The organism is Streptomyces sp. NPDC006430, from assembly GCF_040612395.1.
Lineage (GTDB): Bacteria > Actinomycetota > Actinomycetes > Streptomycetales > Streptomycetaceae > Streptomyces.
Map to the genome: position 1 here is coordinate 501657 of NZ_JBEXQA010000001.1, position 16639 is coordinate 518295.

At 72.3% G+C, this 16639-nt stretch carries 14 protein-coding genes and 2 pseudogenes; 5 read left to right on the forward strand and 11 right to left on the reverse strand.

Annotation, left to right across the window (positions count from 1 at the left end; genetic code table 11):
* Positions 1 to 63: 63 nt before the first annotated feature.
* Entirely contained in the window at positions 64 to 1131 is a 1068-nt protein-coding gene (locus ABZZ20_RS02340) for a DUF2330 domain-containing protein (RefSeq protein ID WP_356865816.1), read from the forward strand.
* A 159-nt stretch (positions 1132 to 1290) separates the two neighbouring features.
* Here the strand turns inward: ABZZ20_RS02340 and ABZZ20_RS02345 are convergent.
* The 7 genes and pseudogenes from ABZZ20_RS02345 to ABZZ20_RS02375 form a co-directional block, all read right to left on the reverse strand.
* Positions 1291 to 1510: pseudogene (locus tag ABZZ20_RS02345) on the reverse strand (alcohol dehydrogenase catalytic domain-containing protein); the annotation flags it as partial.
* 231 nt (positions 1511 to 1741) lie between these two features.
* The gene (locus ABZZ20_RS02350) at positions 1742 to 2596 is read right to left on the reverse strand and encodes a DMT family transporter (RefSeq protein WP_356865818.1); all 855 of its coding nucleotides are present in this window, start codon (positions 2594 to 2596) and stop codon (positions 1742 to 1744) included.
* A 92-nt stretch (positions 2597 to 2688) separates the two neighbouring features.
* The gene (locus tag ABZZ20_RS02355; RefSeq protein ID WP_356865820.1) at positions 2689 to 3495 is read right to left on the reverse strand and encodes an alpha-L-glutamate ligase; all 807 of its coding nucleotides are present in this window, start codon (positions 3493 to 3495) and stop codon (positions 2689 to 2691) included.
* Positions 3492 to 4403, reverse strand: a complete 912-nt coding sequence (locus ABZZ20_RS02360) for a hypothetical protein (RefSeq protein ID WP_356865822.1) — start codon at positions 4401 to 4403, stop codon at positions 3492 to 3494. Before ABZZ20_RS02360 ends, ABZZ20_RS02355 begins: the two co-directional genes overlap by 4 nt.
* Before the next feature lie 223 nt (positions 4404 to 4626).
* Positions 4627 to 5358, reverse strand: coding sequence for a zf-HC2 domain-containing protein (locus ABZZ20_RS02365; RefSeq protein ID WP_356865824.1), 732 nt, complete (start codon positions 5356 to 5358; stop codon positions 4627 to 4629).
* Positions 5355 to 5951: a sigma-70 family RNA polymerase sigma factor gene (locus ABZZ20_RS02370; RefSeq protein ID WP_356865826.1), complete on the reverse strand. Its 597-nt coding sequence runs from the start codon at positions 5949 to 5951 to the stop codon at positions 5355 to 5357. Before ABZZ20_RS02370 ends, ABZZ20_RS02365 begins: the two co-directional genes overlap by 4 nt.
* Before the next feature lie 83 nt (positions 5952 to 6034).
* The gene (locus ABZZ20_RS02375) at positions 6035 to 7030 is read right to left on the reverse strand and encodes a DUF1996 domain-containing protein (RefSeq protein ID WP_356865828.1); all 996 of its coding nucleotides are present in this window, start codon (positions 7028 to 7030) and stop codon (positions 6035 to 6037) included.
* Between the two features lie 113 nt (positions 7031 to 7143).
* Here ABZZ20_RS02375 and ABZZ20_RS02380 point away from each other — a divergent pair, with 113 nt between their 5' ends.
* The 3 genes from ABZZ20_RS02380 to ABZZ20_RS02390 all read left to right on the forward strand — a co-directional run bounded on the left by ABZZ20_RS02380 (position 7144) and on the right by ABZZ20_RS02390 (position 13318).
* Positions 7144 to 7887, forward strand: coding sequence for a DUF1838 family protein (locus ABZZ20_RS02380; protein WP_356865830.1), 744 nt, complete (start codon positions 7144 to 7146; stop codon positions 7885 to 7887).
* 650 nt (positions 7888 to 8537) lie between these two features.
* The gene (locus ABZZ20_RS02385; protein ID WP_356866141.1) at positions 8538 to 10322 is read left to right on the forward strand and encodes a S8 family serine peptidase; all 1785 of its coding nucleotides are present in this window, start codon (positions 8538 to 8540) and stop codon (positions 10320 to 10322) included.
* 224 nt (positions 10323 to 10546) lie between these two features.
* Positions 10547 to 13318, forward strand: coding sequence for a LuxR family transcriptional regulator (locus ABZZ20_RS02390; protein WP_356865832.1), 2772 nt, complete (start codon positions 10547 to 10549; stop codon positions 13316 to 13318).
* Positions 13319 to 13344: 26 nt separating this feature from the next.
* Here the strand turns inward: ABZZ20_RS02390 and ABZZ20_RS02395 are convergent, their stop codons facing one another.
* The 3 genes from ABZZ20_RS02395 to ABZZ20_RS02405 form a co-directional block, all read right to left on the reverse strand.
* The gene (locus ABZZ20_RS02395) at positions 13345 to 14268 is read right to left on the reverse strand and encodes a glycoside hydrolase family 19 protein (protein WP_356865834.1); all 924 of its coding nucleotides are present in this window, start codon (positions 14266 to 14268) and stop codon (positions 13345 to 13347) included.
* 169 nt (positions 14269 to 14437) lie between these two features.
* On the reverse strand, positions 14438 to 14851 hold the full coding sequence (locus ABZZ20_RS02400) for a rodlin (RefSeq protein ID WP_356865836.1): 414 nt from the start codon (positions 14849 to 14851) through the stop codon (positions 14438 to 14440).
* A 214-nt stretch (positions 14852 to 15065) separates the two neighbouring features.
* The gene (locus ABZZ20_RS02405; RefSeq protein WP_356865838.1) at positions 15066 to 15257 is read right to left on the reverse strand and encodes a DUF5302 family protein; all 192 of its coding nucleotides are present in this window, start codon (positions 15255 to 15257) and stop codon (positions 15066 to 15068) included.
* Positions 15258 to 15433: 176 nt separating this feature from the next.
* Between ABZZ20_RS02405 and ABZZ20_RS02410 the strand changes: the two are divergent.
* Positions 15434 to 15550 (forward strand): annotated as a pseudogene (locus ABZZ20_RS02410) (MerR family DNA-binding transcriptional regulator); the annotation flags it as partial.
* Positions 15551 to 15783: 233 nt separating this feature from the next.
* Here the strand turns inward: ABZZ20_RS02410 and ABZZ20_RS02415 are convergent.
* Complete coding sequence (locus tag ABZZ20_RS02415; RefSeq protein ID WP_356865840.1) at positions 15784 to 16584, reverse strand: caspase family protein; 801 nt, start codon at positions 16582 to 16584, stop codon at positions 15784 to 15786.
* Between the last annotated feature and the right edge of the window lie 55 nt (positions 16585 to 16639).

The window sequence follows — 16639 nt, forward strand, 5'->3', positions numbered from 1 at the left end:
GGTCGGGCTCCGGACCGCGGCCGGAACCGGATCACGACGGCCTTCGTCTGAGAGCCCGTGCGGATGAAACGAAGAATTGCGGCCCTGCTGGCGGTCCTGCTCGCGACGCAGGCGGGATCCCTGATCAGGCCGGCGTACGCCTGCGGCTGCGGGGCGATGATTCCCGAAGGCCACGCTCGGATCGGCGTCGACCGGGAGACCTCCGTCGTGCGCTTCGACGGTCGCAGCGAACAGATCGTGATGCGGTTCGTCGTCCGTGGGGACGCACCCCGGGCGGCCTGGATCATGCCCGTGCCCGGGCGGGCGACGGTGGACCTGGGCGACGGTGACATGTTCGACGAACTGAACCGGCTGACCCTGCCCGAGGACAGGGCCCGCCACTACTTTTGGCCGCGCGACCGGGACTGGCCGCTCTCCGCCAGCTCGTCCGACACCGTAGGAGCGGCACCCCCGCTCCCCGGCGCGGCCCCGGTCGGTGTCGTCGGCCGTGAACGGCTCGGTGACTTCGACGTCGCGCGCCTCACTGCGACCGACCCCGACGCACTGCGCAACTGGCTGGAGACCAACGGCTTCGCACTGCCCGCCGGCCTGGCCACCGAACTGAAGCCGTACGTCGACCAGAAGTGGGAGTACGTCGCCGTACGCCTCGCCCCCCGGCAGCAGGGCCGGACCCTGAAGGGCACCCTCGACCCGCTGCGCATCCGCTTCGACAGCGACCGGCTGGTCTACCCGATGCGGCTGTCCCGGCTGGCCAGGACCCCGCAGTCCCTCGGCCTGTACGTCCTGGCCGACCACCGCATGGAGCCCGCCTCCCCGATCGGCGGCGCCAAGCCGAAGGTCACCTTCGCCGGCACGGTCACCCCGAAGGGCGCCCTCGCTTCCCTCACCGCGGGGAAGCCCGCCTTCCTGACGGCGATCGACCAGGAGTTCCCGGAGCCGAGCCGTATCGACGCCGACCACGAACTGCGCCCCACCGCCGCCGACACCCCCTACCGCAGGACCGTCTACCACGACGAACTGCTCACGGTCGACGGGGTTCCGGCCTGGCTGCTGACACTCGCGGGCGTCCTGGTCACGGTACTGGCGGCCTCGTTCGCCCTGCTCCGCAGACGGTCCCGCCCCCGGTCCTGACTGCGTCCGGTCCTGACCGCCTCGGTTCGCCACCCGCCCCGCGTGCCGGTAGCGGGCCGCGGGGCAGGCTCGGCGGGATCTGCGAGGTGCGCGGCGAGGGCGGGCCCGCCGGAGGGACGGGGCCGCCGCCGGCGGGCCCGCGCGCGGCGTCGGGCCGCCGCAGCTGCCGCAGGCGCAGACGATCGGCACGGTGACCCGGTCCCCGACCCGCCGGCCCGGGACACCGGAGCCGGTCGCCGCCACGACACCGGTGAGTTCGTGCCCCGGCGCGCGCGGCAGGACGATGCCCGAAGCGTGTCCCCTCCAGCCGTGCCGGTCGCTACGGCACGGGTCCGGTCGCCTCGACGCGCACGACCACCCCGCCCGGGGAGGGACTCAGACGGTCCTACGTTGTTGGTGGGTCGGACGGGCCGTCGTAAGGTCCAGAGATCCAGAGACACCGGGTATGGCTTTCAGGCGGTTGCCCTCGATGGTTCAGCTCACCTGGCCGCCCGGTGTCTCACGACGACTCGACCGCTGATTAGGAGCTGCGGGCCCCTCGGGTGCATCGCTGGCTCGAACATCATCGCGCGCATGCGGACCGCCATCCGTCGAGCGCCCCGCACGCTCTTCACGGCGCGCTCGTCCCGGCCCGGGCGAGCGCCATGACCCCGGCGCAGATCAGCGCCACGCCCAGCAGTTGGGGGAGCACCCACCACCCGGCCCGCAGGTGCTCCTCGTACAGGGCCACCCCCAGGGCGATGCTGACGGTCGCGTCGCCCAGGGTCAGCGCGGGCTGCGAGGCGACCAGCGGGCCGCCCTGCATGGCGTGTTCGAGCAGCAGCAGGGCGCAGATGCCGGTCGCGCCGAACGCGTACGTCTGCCACGCGGTCAGGAACGCGCCGATGCCGCTCTCGGTCAGGACGTACACGGAGTGCTTCATCAACGCGGCCGTGAGCGCGTAGCAGACGGCGGTGGCCGCGCCGAGACAGCCGGCCCGGGCGCGTCCCGGCGGGCGGCGCAGGCCGACCACCGTCAGGGCGGCGACGACGGCCGCGCACGCCGCCAGTGCCGGGACCCACCGGTCGGCCGGTACGTGCGTCCGGTTCCCGGCGGGGGAGGCTGCGGCCAATGCCACCCCGAGCCCGACCACCACCCCGACCACCGCCAGCCACAGCGCCCCGGGCAGCCGCCCTCGCGCCACGAGCGAGGCGATGAGCAGCGCGAGCGGCAGCTCCAGCACGAACAGTGGCTGTACGAGGACCAGCGCGCCGGTGGCCAGCGCCGCGGCCTGCCCCACACCGGCTGCGATCACGGCGAGGATGCCGGCGATCCACACGGGCCGGCGCAGCAGGTCGAGGACCAACCCGAACCGGAATCCCTTGCTCTGCGGCACGGTGAGCGCGGCCCGCCGCTGGAGCACGGTGGCCAGCGCATTGCTGAGCGCCGCGAACAGCGCGAAGAGGACCGGCAGCACGACGCCCATCCGCCGATCTTCACCGTGCTCGCGGCACGCCCGGCCCGCCGACACGCCCCGACGGCGCGGATTCCCGCGTCCGGGGCTCGGCCGGGTGACGGTCAGCGGCGGGTGCCCCGTTCCAGGGCCAGCGCCGCCAGGGCCTCCGGGGCGCCGGCCTGGCCCCGGATCCCGGGGAAGGCGTTGACGTCCACGATCAGCGGGGTGCCGCCGCCCGTGTCGATGAGGTCGACCCCGTAGACGTCGAGGGCGAACTCCTCGCCGACCCGGCGGACCAGATCCTCCCAGCCGGGAGGCAGTTCGGCCCGGGCGAGCGGACGAGTCGGGCCCCGGCCCTCCGGCGCGAGTTCGGAGCGGCGCAGGGCGGCGAAGACCCGGTCGCCGATCGCCCACAGCTTGTGGTCCCAGCCGCTGTTGGGCGCGAACTCCTGCACCACGACCGGCTCCTGCGGCCAGGCCCGCGCCAGCTCGTCGAGCCGGGTGCGGTCGTCGACCCGGGCGACCAGATCGTGTCTGCGGCTGTGCCGGCTCTTGACCACCACGGGGGAGGAGCCGAGCGGGGCGCCTGCCGCCCAGGCCGCGAGGGAGTCGTACGTGCGGGTGCCCGCGAACGGCAGGCCGCTGCGCAGGGCTAGCTCCGCCATCGCCGTGCGGTCCTGGCAGAGGGCGGTCGCCGCCGCCGAGTTCAGCACCGGGGCCCCGTGGTGCTCCAGCTCCCGCGCGAGGGCCAGGGCCTGCGGTGTCCGCGACTTCAGCAGATGGACGTCGGCGGGCTGCTCGGGTGCTCCGGCCTCGCCCAGCGCAGTCGGATCGAGTGACTCCACCCGGTGGCCGGCGGCGGTGAGGAGCGCCGTCGTGGAGGCCAGCAGTGGATGGTCGGGCTCCGGAGTGATCAGGCAGATCCTCACAGCGCGACCTCGCCGGCCCGCGGCGCGGACGCCTGCGCCGGAATCGACAGCGGCAACCCCTGGGCCCGCGGGTGGCAGACCGCCGCAGCCGCCGGACTTCCCGTCCGCGCCAGCTCCAGCACCGCCCTCGCCACCCGGGCCGCCGCGTCGGGAACCTGACGGAAGCTCGGGAAGTCGTTCACGTCCACCACCACCGGCCCGTCCGGCCCCAGTAGTACGTCCACCCCGTACAGGTCGAGCCCGTAGACGGCCCCCACCTGCGTGGCGATCGCGGCCACCTCGCCCGACAGCGGCACGCGCCGCTCCCGCACCGCCGGATCGGGGTGCAGGGGCGAGCAGCGCTCGGTGGCGAAGAGCTCCCCGCCGACCGCGTAGACCTTGATGTCGGTGCCCGAGTTGGGCACGTACGGCTGGGCGATCAGCATGTGCTCCCCCGCCAGCTCCGGCAGCACCTCGTCGAGCCGCTCCGGCGAGGACACCAGGTGCACCGCCCGCCCGGAGCTGCCGTCCGAGGGCTTGACGACGAGGGGGTACTGCGCCGCCGGAACCTCCCGCAGCAGTTCGGGCTCCGCCACGGCGTACGTGGGGGGCATCGGAAGCCCCCGGAGGCGTCCGATGGCGGCGGCCAGCGCCTTGTCCCGCACGCCGCGGATCGCACGGGCGTCGTTGACCGTGGTCAGCCCGGCCGCAGCCGCGGCTTCCAGCAGGGTCAGCCCGGGCCCGCCGGACACGGTCTTCAGCACCCAGGCGTCGTGCGCGCCCGAGGACACCACCTCGGTCATGCACAGCAGCGAGCCGCCCGGCCGCACCACGTCGACCTGGTGGCCCCACGCGGTCAGTTGCCGGATCACCTCGTTCGGCATGCCGTCGTGGCGGTAGTGCTCCTCCACCAGGAAGCAGAGCCTCATCGACCTTCCCCAAATCCCCCGGACGTCCGCCGATCCCGTCCGGCGAGTTGTGACGTCACAGGATGTCATGGACCGCAATGTGATGATCGGTCCGGATGGGGTCCCGGGGCTCCGAGCTGTCGACGCCCGTCGCTCCGGCCCGTCGCTCCGAGGGCCTTGCACAGCGGAGAGCCCGGGCGGCCGTCATGCGACGCCGCCCGGGCTCCCCACGAGACTCCGCCGGTTACACCGGCATGGGTACGGACACGAACCGCCTGCCCGACTCGTTCTCGACCACGACCTCCTTGACGTCGGACGGGTCCACCGCCGCCGAGCCGTCCAGTCCCGCGCCCTTGCTCTCGCCGTTCTGCTGGTGGCCCACGACCCAACTGCCCGCGCTCGTGCGGGTGCCGTCCCGCGCGACCACGATCAGCCGGCAGCGCTCGCCCGGCGGCACCCCGGCCACCGCCGCGTGCACCCGTACCCACTTCGCGGCGGGTGTGACCTGTACGGTCATCCGCGCGCCCGTGCCGGCATCGGTCGCCGAGGCCACCTTCGTGCCCGCCGCCGGTAGCGAGGGCAGCGCCGAGATCGTCGGCGTCGGCGGCAGCGGTCGGGCGACCGGATCGGAGTCACCGGAGCCCAGCTGCGCCCCGGCCCAGAACACGGCGGCCAGCGCCGCCGCTGCGGCCAGCCCCGCCACGCTCCGGCGTCGGCGACGCTCACCTTCCGCCTCGCCCCGCATCTGCCGCAGAGTGCGCTGCAACAGCAGGTCGCCGCCCTGCGGCGGGCCGTCGAAGAAGGCCTCCGTGGGCACCTCGCCCAATGCCGCTTCCATCTCGCGCAACGCGGCCAACTCCTCCCGGCACTGCACGCAGCCGCTCATGTGCTCTTCGACCCGGCGGACGTCCGCTGCGTCCAAGACGCCGAGAACGTACGGGCCGAGCAGTTCCTCCTCGTGCCGCTGCCGGTTCATGCCACCACCTCCTGCAGTCCGGCGGGCTGCTGGGGCGGCCTGCCCATTCGATTGCCCTCCTTGACGTTGCCTTGCCGAAATACCTCGCGCAGCGCCTTCAGCGCATAGTGCGACCGTGATTTGACCGTGCCCGCAGGGATGCCGAGGCTGTCTGCGGCCTCGGCGACGCTGAGCTGTCGGTAGTACAACTCCTTCAGCACGTCCCGGTGTTCCGGGGACAGCTGGTCGAGGGCCCCCAGCACGGTCATCGTGTCCACGACGGAATCGGCGTGGTCCTGCTCGACCGGGGGAGCGGCTGCCGCTCCCGAGACCTCCGCGGGGCGGGCGGCCTTGGCCCGGTAGCGGTCGGTGACGATGTTGCGCGCCACCGTCAGCAGCCAGCCGCGCACCGAACCCTTCCCGTTCACCAGGACTTCGGAATGCCGCCAGGCCCGGATGAGCGTCTCCTGGACGACGTCCTCGGCGGTGGCCCGGTCTCCGGTTAGCCGGGTGGCGTACGCGAGCAGGGCGTGGCCGTGCTCCTCGTAGACCGACCTGATCAGTACCTCATCGGTCGAGCCCCGCCGCGTGCGGGGCCACAGTGGTCCGGCCATCTCACCCTCTCCGTCTTCCTCGCCCATCTGGTGCGGTCAGAACACGCGGTCCGACGCCGTCCGGTTCATGTGACCCGCATCACTCAGGCGCGGCAGGTGCGCCCGCGGTTGAGGCAGTCGACCACCCCGGCCATCTGTCCGTCCGTCATGGCGTCGACGAACATCGCGTGGTCCGTCTTCGGGTTGTGCTGCTGCTCGGGGAAGGAGTCGACGGCGACGGGCACCCCCGGCGCCACCTCGTACGCGAGGGAGATGCGCAACTGGGGCACGGCGAAGGTGCCCTGCGGGCAGACGCCGTTGGCCGCGGGGAAGCCGAGGTGCGAGCGGTGGTTGGGGCTCTCGGTCTCCAGCCCGTTCCAGCAGCTGGGGAAGACGAGCGTACGGGTGAGGCGGTCGCCCGCCGGGCAGCGCGGGTAGCGGGTGGTGAACCGGTCCGGGGAGCCGGAACAACCCCACCGGGCCCGGACGTCCGCCTCGCTCGCGGCGGTGCCGGCCACCGCATCGCCGGTCACCGCACGCAGGAAGCGCGGCATCGGCACCACCTTGCCCACCGGGTTGCCCCGGAACTCCACGGAGACCGTGGCCTCCGGCAGGATCTCGCCCGAGTTGCCGTGCCCGGCGGAGCTCTCGTGCGGACGACTGCTCGACCGGTCCGACCGGCGCAGGACCGGCCAGTAGTACGTGGACCGGTCGCCACCGCGGCAGCTGGTGGCGGCCGAGGCCAGCGAGGCATCGGTAGACATCGCGTCCGTGGACAGGTTTCCGACGTAGGCGTGCGTGTGGTGGGCGCCCGAACGCAGGCCCGGCGACACCACCAGGTTGTCCTCGTTGTAGTGGCGCTCCTCGTTGCGCCCGCAGTCCACCGTCACCCTGCCCGTCGAGGCGTCGGGACCGACCGGGGGCGGATCGCCGGGACCGGACGGTACGTCACGTATGTCCACGAAATCGGCGGCATTCGCTCCGGAACGGGGCACCCCGTCGGGACCGGCCGTCCGTGAGGCGCCCACCACGGCGGCGGTCAGCCCGATGCCCAGCACCAGGCAGACGAGCAGAGTGAGCATGCGGCGTTCGATCCCCATGCGGGTCACGGTTACCGCTGGCCGGTCCAGCGTCAACCTCGCATCCACATGTCGGCCACACGCGCGTGCCGGGAGCTTGCCGAGCCCGCCGGCGACCGCGCACAGTACCCGGCATGACACCCGCTGAGCTCCTCCACGCGTTCGCCCGCACCCGCGCCTCGCTCGACGGCGGTGAGGTGACCTTCTGGTGGTACGGGGACGTCCACGCCTGGGCCCCGGACCAGCCGTACCGGCGCCTCTTCGGCTTCGAGGGGCTCAACGTCGCGCGCCTCGTCAAGGACGCCGAGAGCGGCGGCTTACAACTCCTGTCCCGGGAGGCCGCGTTCTACCTCGATCCGCAGACCCGGGAGATCCTGGACACCTGGGAGGGCAAGCCGGTGGTCCACGTCTGGAACGACCCGGCCAACCAGAAGCTACGGCCGTTCCCCATCCCCCTGACCGAGCTCGGGGACCAGGTGTGCTTCAGCCTGGAGATCCCGCTCGCCTATCCCTCGCCGCTGCCGGTCGCGGACTACCCGCTCAACTCCGCCGACGACACGTACCGGGCTCTGGAGCTCTTCCAGTTCTTCGCTCCGACCACGGTGTTCACCACCGACGAGCCCAGCGTCCCGTGCACCATGTCCTGGATGCGGATGTCCCCGTGGCTCCCCTGGATGGAACAGGGGGCGCGGCCGGGCGGCCTCACCTTCCACTGTCGGGGCCGCAAGCTCGGCTCCTACGCCGAGGTCCCCGCACGCACCCGTGCCCGCATCGCCGCCGAGCACCCCGAGTACGCCCACGCCCCGGAGAAGTGGTCCGAACCCAACGAGACCAGCTGGACCTACTTCCGCAAGCACGGCTTCCCGCAGCAACTCTGAGGGACGCGACCGTCCTCCGCCCGAGCACCGCCCCGACCGACGTCGAGGCGCTGCCGTTGCACGGTGCCGCAGGGTGCCGGGGTCGCCGGGTGCGCTCGTTTCGGGTTGCCCGTCCAGCCCCGGCCGGCGGGCCCCCTCGGCCGGCGGGCCCCCTCGGCCGGCGGGCCCCACGGTGTCGGCGGGGGCCGGGTTCCCGCAGGCAGGGGGCGTCGTCGGGGAGCCTGGCGGGTGCGCGTAGGGTGCCGTCGAGGGCGGACCGAGGGGGCGCGGGGGAGGGACGGGCCGGAGGCGTAGGGGGCCGGCAGGGGGCGACAAGGGTTTTCCCCGTATCGGGTTCATCCCCGCGTTGCCTACTGTCTGCCCACCGGCGATCTTTCCCGCTTCGAACGGCCCCCGCCCCAACCCCACATGGTGCGAAGCCGTACGGTCGGGGGATCGCCCGCACCGCCGTCGCCCAGCCCCGCCGAAGCGGCCGGGACGACGCGGCGAGCAGCGGTGGCCGGGACGGGTCTGACCAGCCCTTCCCCGGCCCCGTAGCCGCCGGTTCACCTCCCACACAGCTCAACCGGCCGCTCCGGTCCGCCCGGAAACGGCCCGCGAAAGGGAACACTGTGCACGCATCGAGACGCAGGCTCATATCCGTGGTGGCGATGTCCGTCACCCTGCTCGCCGGGTCCGCCACCGCCGCGGTGGCCCTGACCGGCGCGGAGCCCGCCCCGGCCCCCGCCGCTGCCGCTTCCGCCCTCCCGGCCGCTGCCGCACCCACCGGTGCCGCGCCCGTCGAGAACCTGATCGTCGGATACAAGTCCTCCGCCACCGAGGCCAGCTCGAACTCGGCCGCCGCCGACGACGCGGCAGCCAAGGGCAAGAAGGCCGGCAAGAAGGCGAAGTTCGACCGCCGTCTCGGCACCGGAGCCGCCCTCGTCAACCTCGGCGGTGCCGTCGCTCCCTCCGTCGCGGCCGACGTGATGGCCCAGTTCCGCGCCGACCCGGACGTCGCCTACGTCGAGCCGGACGCCCGCGCCTACGCGATGGCCACTCCGAACGACACCGAGTACGCCAAGCAGTGGGACCTCTTCGAGTCCACCGCCGGCATGAACGTTCCGGCCGCCTGGGACAAGAGCACCGGCTCCGGCGTCACCGTCGCCGTGATCGACACCGGCTACGTGACGCACTCCGACGTCGCCCCGAACGTCGTCGCCGGCTACGACTTCATCTCCAGCTCCACCGCCGCCCGTGACGGCAACGGACGCGACAGCAACCCCGCCGACCAGGGCGACTGGAGCGCCGCCGGCGAGTGCGGCACCGGTTCCAAGGCCAGTGACTCCTCCTGGCACGGCACCCACGTCGCGGGCACCATCGCCGCGGCCACCAACAACGCCAAGGGCGTTGCGGGCATCGCGTACAACGCGAAGATCCAGCCCGTCCGCGTCCTCGGCAAGTGCGGCGGCGCCACCTCGGACATCGTCGACGCCATCACCTGGGCCTCCGGCGGCTCCGTCGCGGGCGTCCCGGCGAACGCCACCCCCGCCAAGGTGATCAACATGAGCCTCGGCGGTTCCGGCACCTGCACCAGCAGCTACCAGAACGCGATCAACGCGGCCGTCGCCCGCGGAACGACAGTCGTCGTCGCCGCCGGCAACAGCAACGCCGACGCGAGCGGCTTCACCCCCGCCAGCTGCAACAACGTGATCACCGTGGCCGCGAGCAACCGCACGGGCGACCGCTCCTTCTACTCCAACTACGGCACCCTCGTGGACATCGCCGCCCCGGGCGGTGAGACCCGCCGCGCCACCGACACGCCCGGCACCGTCACCACCCCGGAGAACGGCATCCTCTCCACGCTGAACTCCGGCACCACCACCCCGGGCTCGGAAATCTACAAGCCCTACCAGGGCACCAGCATGGCCGCCCCGCACGTCGCGGGCCTCGCCGCGCTGATGGTCGCCGCCAAGCCCTCGCTGACCCCGGCACAGGTCGAGTCGGCGATCAAGGCGAACGCCCGCCCCCTGGCCGGTACCTGCACCGGCGGCTGCGGCGCCGGTCTCGCCGACGCTGCCGCCACCGTGACCGCCGTGACCTCGACCCCCACCACCCCGGGCTTCGAGAACACCACGAACGTGACGATCGGTGACAACACGACCGTGGAGAGCCCGATCACCGTCAGCGGTGTGGCGGGCAACGCGCCGGCCACCCTCACGGTGGGCGTGAACATCGTGCACACCTACATCGGTGACCTGAAGGTCGACCTGGTGGCCCCGGACGGCACCGTCTACACGCTGCACAACCGCGCCGGCGGAAGCGCCGACAACATCAACCAGCAGTACACCGTCGACGCCTCCTCGGAGGTCGCCAACGGCACCTGGAAGCTCCGCGTCAACGACAACGCCGGCGGCGACACCGGCTACATCGACTCCTGGAAGCTCGGGTTCTGACCCGACCGGAAGAAGACGGCGCCACATCGGCCTGACGGGCCGATAGTCCGGACCAAGCCAGCCCGCGGACCTGCTGATACACCCCGTATCGGCAGGTCCGCAGCTCTTTCCCGACGGCTGACTGAATTCTGCGTCACAATCCGTGTTCACCCGGCATCCGACCTCGTATTGTCGCGTCTCACAGGAGAGGCACAGACTGGGGACCGAGAGGCTGGTGGCAGTGCGTGGTGGCGGCTGCGGGGCACGCTGACACGACCGTCGGACACGGTGAACTGACCAGGGCGGTCGAACGGGCGTTGACCACGCACGGGCGCGCCCTCCTCACCGGACCCGCCGGCGCGGGCAAGACCGAAGTGGTCGCGGCCGTCGCGGCCGCAGCCGCGGCCCGCCACGAGACCGTGCTGCGCCTCGCCCCCGAAGCCTCCGACCGGTGGATACCCGAAGCCTCCGCCGCCGCCCTGCTCGCCTCCGTGCCGTGCACCGTGCTGGAACGCCTCTCCGGACCCCAACGCACCGCCATCGCCCTGCTGCGCCGGGAAGCGGACGCGCCCCGGGCGGGACGCGACCACGTGGCGTTGCGGCTCGCCGTCGTAGAGGTGCTGCGCACCCTCGCCGCCCGCAGCCCCGTCCTGCTCGTCCTCGACAACGCCCAGTGGCTGGACGCGGAAAGCACCGATCTGCTGCGTTTCGCGCTCCGCCTGACGCCACCCCGGGTACGTGTCCTCGTGGCCGAATGCGTCCAGGGCGGCACCCCGGTGGCCGAACCCCTGTGCGGCCCCGGCACCCCCGCGATCCGTGTCCCCCCGCTCGGCGCCGACGAAGTGGCCGAACTCCTGTCCGTGCACGGCCTGCCCGCCCGTCTCGCCGGCCGCATCCACCAGGCCAGCGGCGGCAACCCCCGGCTCGCGCTCGCCCTCGGGCACTCCCTCGCGCAGGCCGCCGAGGCCCGTGACGGCAGTGCCCACCACGCCGATCCGCTGCCGCTGTCCGGCCAGGCCCGGGAGGTCGCCCGCCGGCTCCTCGCCGAAGCACCCGCCGAGGCCCGCCGCACGCTGCTGCTCGCCGCCCTCGCGGCCCGTCCGACGACCGCGCTGCTGCGCCGCGCCGGCCGCCCCGACGCCGAGGCCGAACTCGCCGAGGCGGAAAGGGTCGCGCTGGTCACCGTCGGGGAGGACGGCGCGGTCGTGTTCACCGCCGGTGCCCTCCCCATGGCGCTGGCCGCCGACGCGGGTTGGCCCGAACGCGCCGCCGGCCACGCCGCCCTCGCCGCCGCCGTCGACGACCCCGTCCAGGCCGTACGCCATCGCGCACTGGCCGTGGACACCCCCGACGAGTGGCTCGCCGCCGAGATCACCGAGGCCGCCGCAGCCTGCCGGCGACGCGGTCAGCGCGCCCTGGCCGCCGAGCTCGGCCTGCTCGCGGCCGAACGTACGCCGACCACCCGGCCCGGAGACGAGCTGGCCCGCCTCGTCGCCGCCGCCGAGGACGCCGGCTGGGCCGGCCGCGCCGACCTCGCGCGCCGGGCGTCCCGTGCCGTGCTGGCCCGGGACGCCTCCCCCGGTGACCGGGTACGGGCCCGCCTGGCCGTGATCGACGCTGCGGGACAGGCCCTCGCCGCCCTGGACGAGACGTTCGCGTACGCCATGGACGAGGCCGCGGGCGACCCCGCCCTCCAGGCCGCCGTGCAGCTGCGGATCGCCACGAAGCACAACCTCAGTGACGGCGACCCCGTCCGCTCCCGCGACGCCGCCGCCGAGGCCCGGGCGCTCGCCGCGAAGGGGGGAGACCAGGTCGCGGAGGCCATGGCCCTCACGGTCCAGGCCCGCATGGGCCGCATCCTCGGTGACCCGGACGCCGAGGACATCCTGGCCGAAGCGCTGGCCCTGCCCGCCCCCGAGGTGCCGCTCGGCATGCGCAACGCGCCGCAGTACCTCGCCGTCCGGCACGCCCTCTTCGACGACCGGCTCGCCGATGCCCGGCGCCAACTGCTCGGCCTGCTGCCCGCCGTCCAGCGCACCGGGTCCGCGGAGGACGTCTTCGAGGTCCTGCGCAGCCTCACCGAGGTCGAACTGCGCAGCGGTCGGTGCGCGATCGCCTCCGCGCACGCCCGCCGCGCCCTGGAACTGACCATCGAGGCGGGCCTTTCACCCGGCCCCGCCTGGTACGCCGCCGCGATGGCCGAAGCCGTGGGCGGTAGCTTCGCGCGTGCCGCCGGATACGCCCGGCGCGGTATCCAGGCCTCCGAGGAGGAGCACGACCAGGTCTTCCTCTCGCGCAGTCTGTACGCCCTCGGCCTGACCGAGCTGGCGACGGGGGAGGCCGCGAAGGCGGTGGCCACCCTGCGTCGGGTGGCCGAACTGGAGGAGGCCCAACAGGTCGTCGACCCCTCGATCCTGCGTTGGCACGGCGACCTGGCGGAGGCGCTGGTCGCCGCGGACGCGCCCGACGAAGCCGCGGAACTGCTCGACGACGTGCGTACGGTCGCCCTCGGTCTCGGGCGCACCACGGTGCTGGCCGCACTCGACCGGGCCCGCGGCCTGTGCTTGTCCGCGCACGGCGAGGCCGACGCGGCCGTGGACCTGTTGGGGGACACGGCGGCCCGGTTCGGCGCGCTCCAACTGCCCGTGGAGCGCGGCCGTACGCTGCTCGCCCTGGCCCGGGTGGAACGCCGCCGCCGGCGGCGAGCACCCGCCCGCGCCGCGCTCCGGGAAGCCGCCGCGGTCTTCGCCGCGGCCGGCGCGAAACCCTGGGTGGAACTCGCCGTGGAGAACAGGGAGCAGACACCCGCCGAGGGTGGCACGGCCGTGGCGCTGGCCGCGTTGACGGAGGCGGAATCCCGCCTCGCACTGCTCGTGGCCGAGGGCGCCAGCAACCAGGAGGCGGCCGCGAAGCTCTTCGTCAGCGTCAAGACGGTCGAGGCCCGGCTGACCCGGATCTACCAGAAGCTGGACCTGCGCTCCCGGTCCCAGTTGGCCACCGTCCTGCGGACCCGCTGAGGGGCCGCAGGACAGTGGCGGGGCCGTCAGCAGCTGAGGTTGTTGCCCGGTGTGACGCCCAGGATCTGGGTGAAGCTCTGGTAGGCGTTGATCCGGCTCTGGACCTGGGCGGGGTTGCCGCCGTTGCACTCCAGCGAACCGTTGATGGAGCGGATCGTCTCGCCGAAGCCCGCTCCGTTGACCATCGCGGCGTGGGCGGTCATGGTGCCCGGCCCGTTCTGGGTGTTCCAGTACCACAGGGCCGTCTTCATGGCGACGGCCGGATCCTGCTCCACGAGGTACGGGTTGGCGAGCAGGTTGATGCCGAGGGCGTCGCCGGCCGCCTTGTAGTTGAAGTTCCAGCTGAGTTGGATCGGGCCGCGGCCGTAGTACGCGGCCTGTCCGGCGGGGCAGCCGTAGGGCTGGCTCGCGTCGCAGTAGTGGGGGTAGTTGGCGGTGTTCTGCTCGACGATGTACACCAGCCCGCCCGTCTCGTGCGAGACGTTCGCCAGGAAGGCGGCAGCCTCCCGCCGCTTGACGGTGTCATCACCGGTGTGGGCGAAGGCGGGGTACGCCGACAGGGCCGCCACCAGGCCGTTGTAGGTGTAGAACGGGTTGCGGCTCGGGAACATCCGGTTGAACTGGGCCTCGGAGACCACGAATCCGGACGGGGCGCCGGGGTCCGGATCGGGGTCCTGACCGCCACCGCCGCCACAGGTGCCGAGGTCGGACCAGACGCCCCACTGGCCGGTGGTGCCGGGCGTCTCTCCCTGGGTCCACCACTTGGCCTGCCAGTTGTGTCCGCCGTACGAGGCGCTCATGCCGTTGGTGTAGACGGCCGACGAGGCCCATGAGGTGACGCAGGCGGCTGCCGCGGCGGCGGGGGAGGCAGGGAGGGCGACGCACAGGGCGAGGGTGGAGGCCACTGCGGCGGCCAGGGCGAGGGTACGGCGTCGAAGCGCACGTATCACGTAACTGCTCCTTCAGTGGGGGGAATTGCCGTGAGGGGGCATGTACCCGCCACTGAATCGAAACTGGTCTGGACCTGTCAAGGTCTAGACCAGTTTTCTGTCCTCCGTGACAACGGACAGGGCCCGTACGCGATCGCGCGTACGGGCTCTGCAAGTGGTGTCGGGGTGATCAGCTGCCGGCGGAGGCGTTGCCGGACAGGACCGGGATGTTGCTGAGGATGTGCGAGGCCGAGTCGTCGCCCTTGGCCTGGGTGGAGTTCTCGGTGCACTGCTGGTTCATCGGGTTGTGCAGGACGTTGATGTCCTGGACGCCGACGGCGGTGACCTCCCCAACGAGCGACTGGGCGTTCACCTTCGCAGGCAGGGCGATGCAGGGCTTGTTCAGGGTGCCCTGGACAGCGCTGAGCTGCGGGCTCATCGCGCCCTTGGTCTCCTGGTTGCCGTAGATCTGGGAGGAGTCGTTGCCGTTGACCGTGTTCACGCCGTTGTCGTTGCCGATCGCCATCGCCGGGGCGGCTGCCGCGGCGCCGAGACCCAGCACGGAGGCGGTGACCGCAGTGGTGGCCATGAGCTTCTTGAGCATGAGGAATGTCCTTCTGTAGCGCTGTTGCGTTGAGATGGCTGCCCCCGGCGGGACGAGCTGATCAACTGCCATCAGCGCTCTTGGTTATCGGGTGTCACCCGACTGGCCCAGTGGGCGGCCCGGACCGGTCGAGCCGAAGTCCGGGACGACAGAAGGGAAATCTCCTCTCCGCGACGAAGCGACCGCCGGGCCGATGCCGGGCCCGGGCGGTCGGTCAGCCCGTCTTGCGCCGGGTCTTCTTGTTCTTGCCGCCGGCGCCACCACTGGCGCCCTGGATCTTCGCCCGGCTCTGGTGCGCCTGCTGCGCATGGGCGCTGCGGGCGTTGCGTTCGAGGGCCTCCCGGAACTTGCGCTTCGCCGCCTCTTCCGCGGATTCGTCCTGCGGAGTGTCCGACTCCTGTGCCATATGTCCTCCTGGGTAGAGCTGAAGCCGTCCCAGTCTGTCAGCTGCCGTCCCCCCTGACCAGCGGGTTCCGTGTCCCGCAGCCCGAGCGTCGAGCACCGTAGGGGAAACTCCCCCGAGGACTGGACGGCGTTCCGGCGGGCTTGGGTCTCCCACAAGGGGCGACAGCAAGGTGGGGGATGAAGCGCGACACGCTCTATTCGATCGGGGAACTCGCCCGGCGCGCCGGGCTGACGGTCAAGACCGTCCGCTTCTACTCCGATGCGGAAATCGTGCCGCCGACGGTCCGCAACCCGCCTCGCCCCGGTTCACCTGGTTCATCGCGGCACTGCGCGGATGACGCGGAGCGGCCGGCCACGACGAGAACGGAGCTCGGTGGGTCAGTCCGGCCCGGCAAGGGGGTCGTGCACGAAGTCCCGGGCCTCGCGGGGAGACCCGGGACTTCTCGGTGCACTTCGCTTGACCGCCGTGCTCAACGACGGACCGCGCGGAAGGTCACTCGCCGTTCCGGATCCGGTCGGTGCCGGGATCAGATCGTGAACGGCTTCTGGCCCAGGAACCCGGCACCGGGGCTGCCGGTCGTGAAGAAGTTCGGGATCTGAGTGGCGGGCATTCGCTTCTTGATGTCCTGGTGGAAGGCCTCGTAGCTGCCGTCGAAGGCTCCGCCGCTCCAGACCCGCAGCAGCGTCTCGGTGAACTTGCCGTTGACGCGGCCGTCCAGGGCGACCTGGTCGTCCTGACAGGCCGAGATGAGCACGACCCCGGGTTCGTTCCCGTCACCGCTCGTGTTCCTCAGCTCGCGCTGGAGCTTCTGGAAGAACGCCTTGTCCCGCTCGAAGATCTGTTGCTGCTTCAGCACCGGCATCAGGCGGACGCCCTGCTCCGGGCTGGAGGCGTCGAGGGTCTCGGTGGCGGTGCCGCTGTGACAGCTGTCGAGGAAGGTGAGGATCCGGACGTCCTTGTCGAACCGTTGCAGTTCCCGGTGGAGCTCGTCGTCGAGGAACTGGCGGTCGAAGAACACGAGCGTCTCGTCCAGCTCGTCCGGTTCGTCGCCCTCGGAGTCGGGCATCTGGCCGCCGTGGCCCGAGTAGGTGAACAGCAGGATGTCACCCGCCTTGAGCTTGGCCGCCGCCTTGCGCAGTTCGGACGTGACGTTGCCCACGGTGGCGTTCTTCGTCAGGATCACGGTGTCGTCGAATCCGGCGGCGCGGGCCAGTTCGGCCATGTCACGGGCGTCGTTCTCGCACGCCATGAGCTGGCCGTCCCAGCCGTCGTACGCCTGGGGGTCGACGTTGTTGAGCCCTACGTGGATGGACAGGCCTGAGGGCATGAGGTCCTCCTCGAATGCGGAAGCGCGGTGGCACCGGATGGGGCGTTGCTTCGAG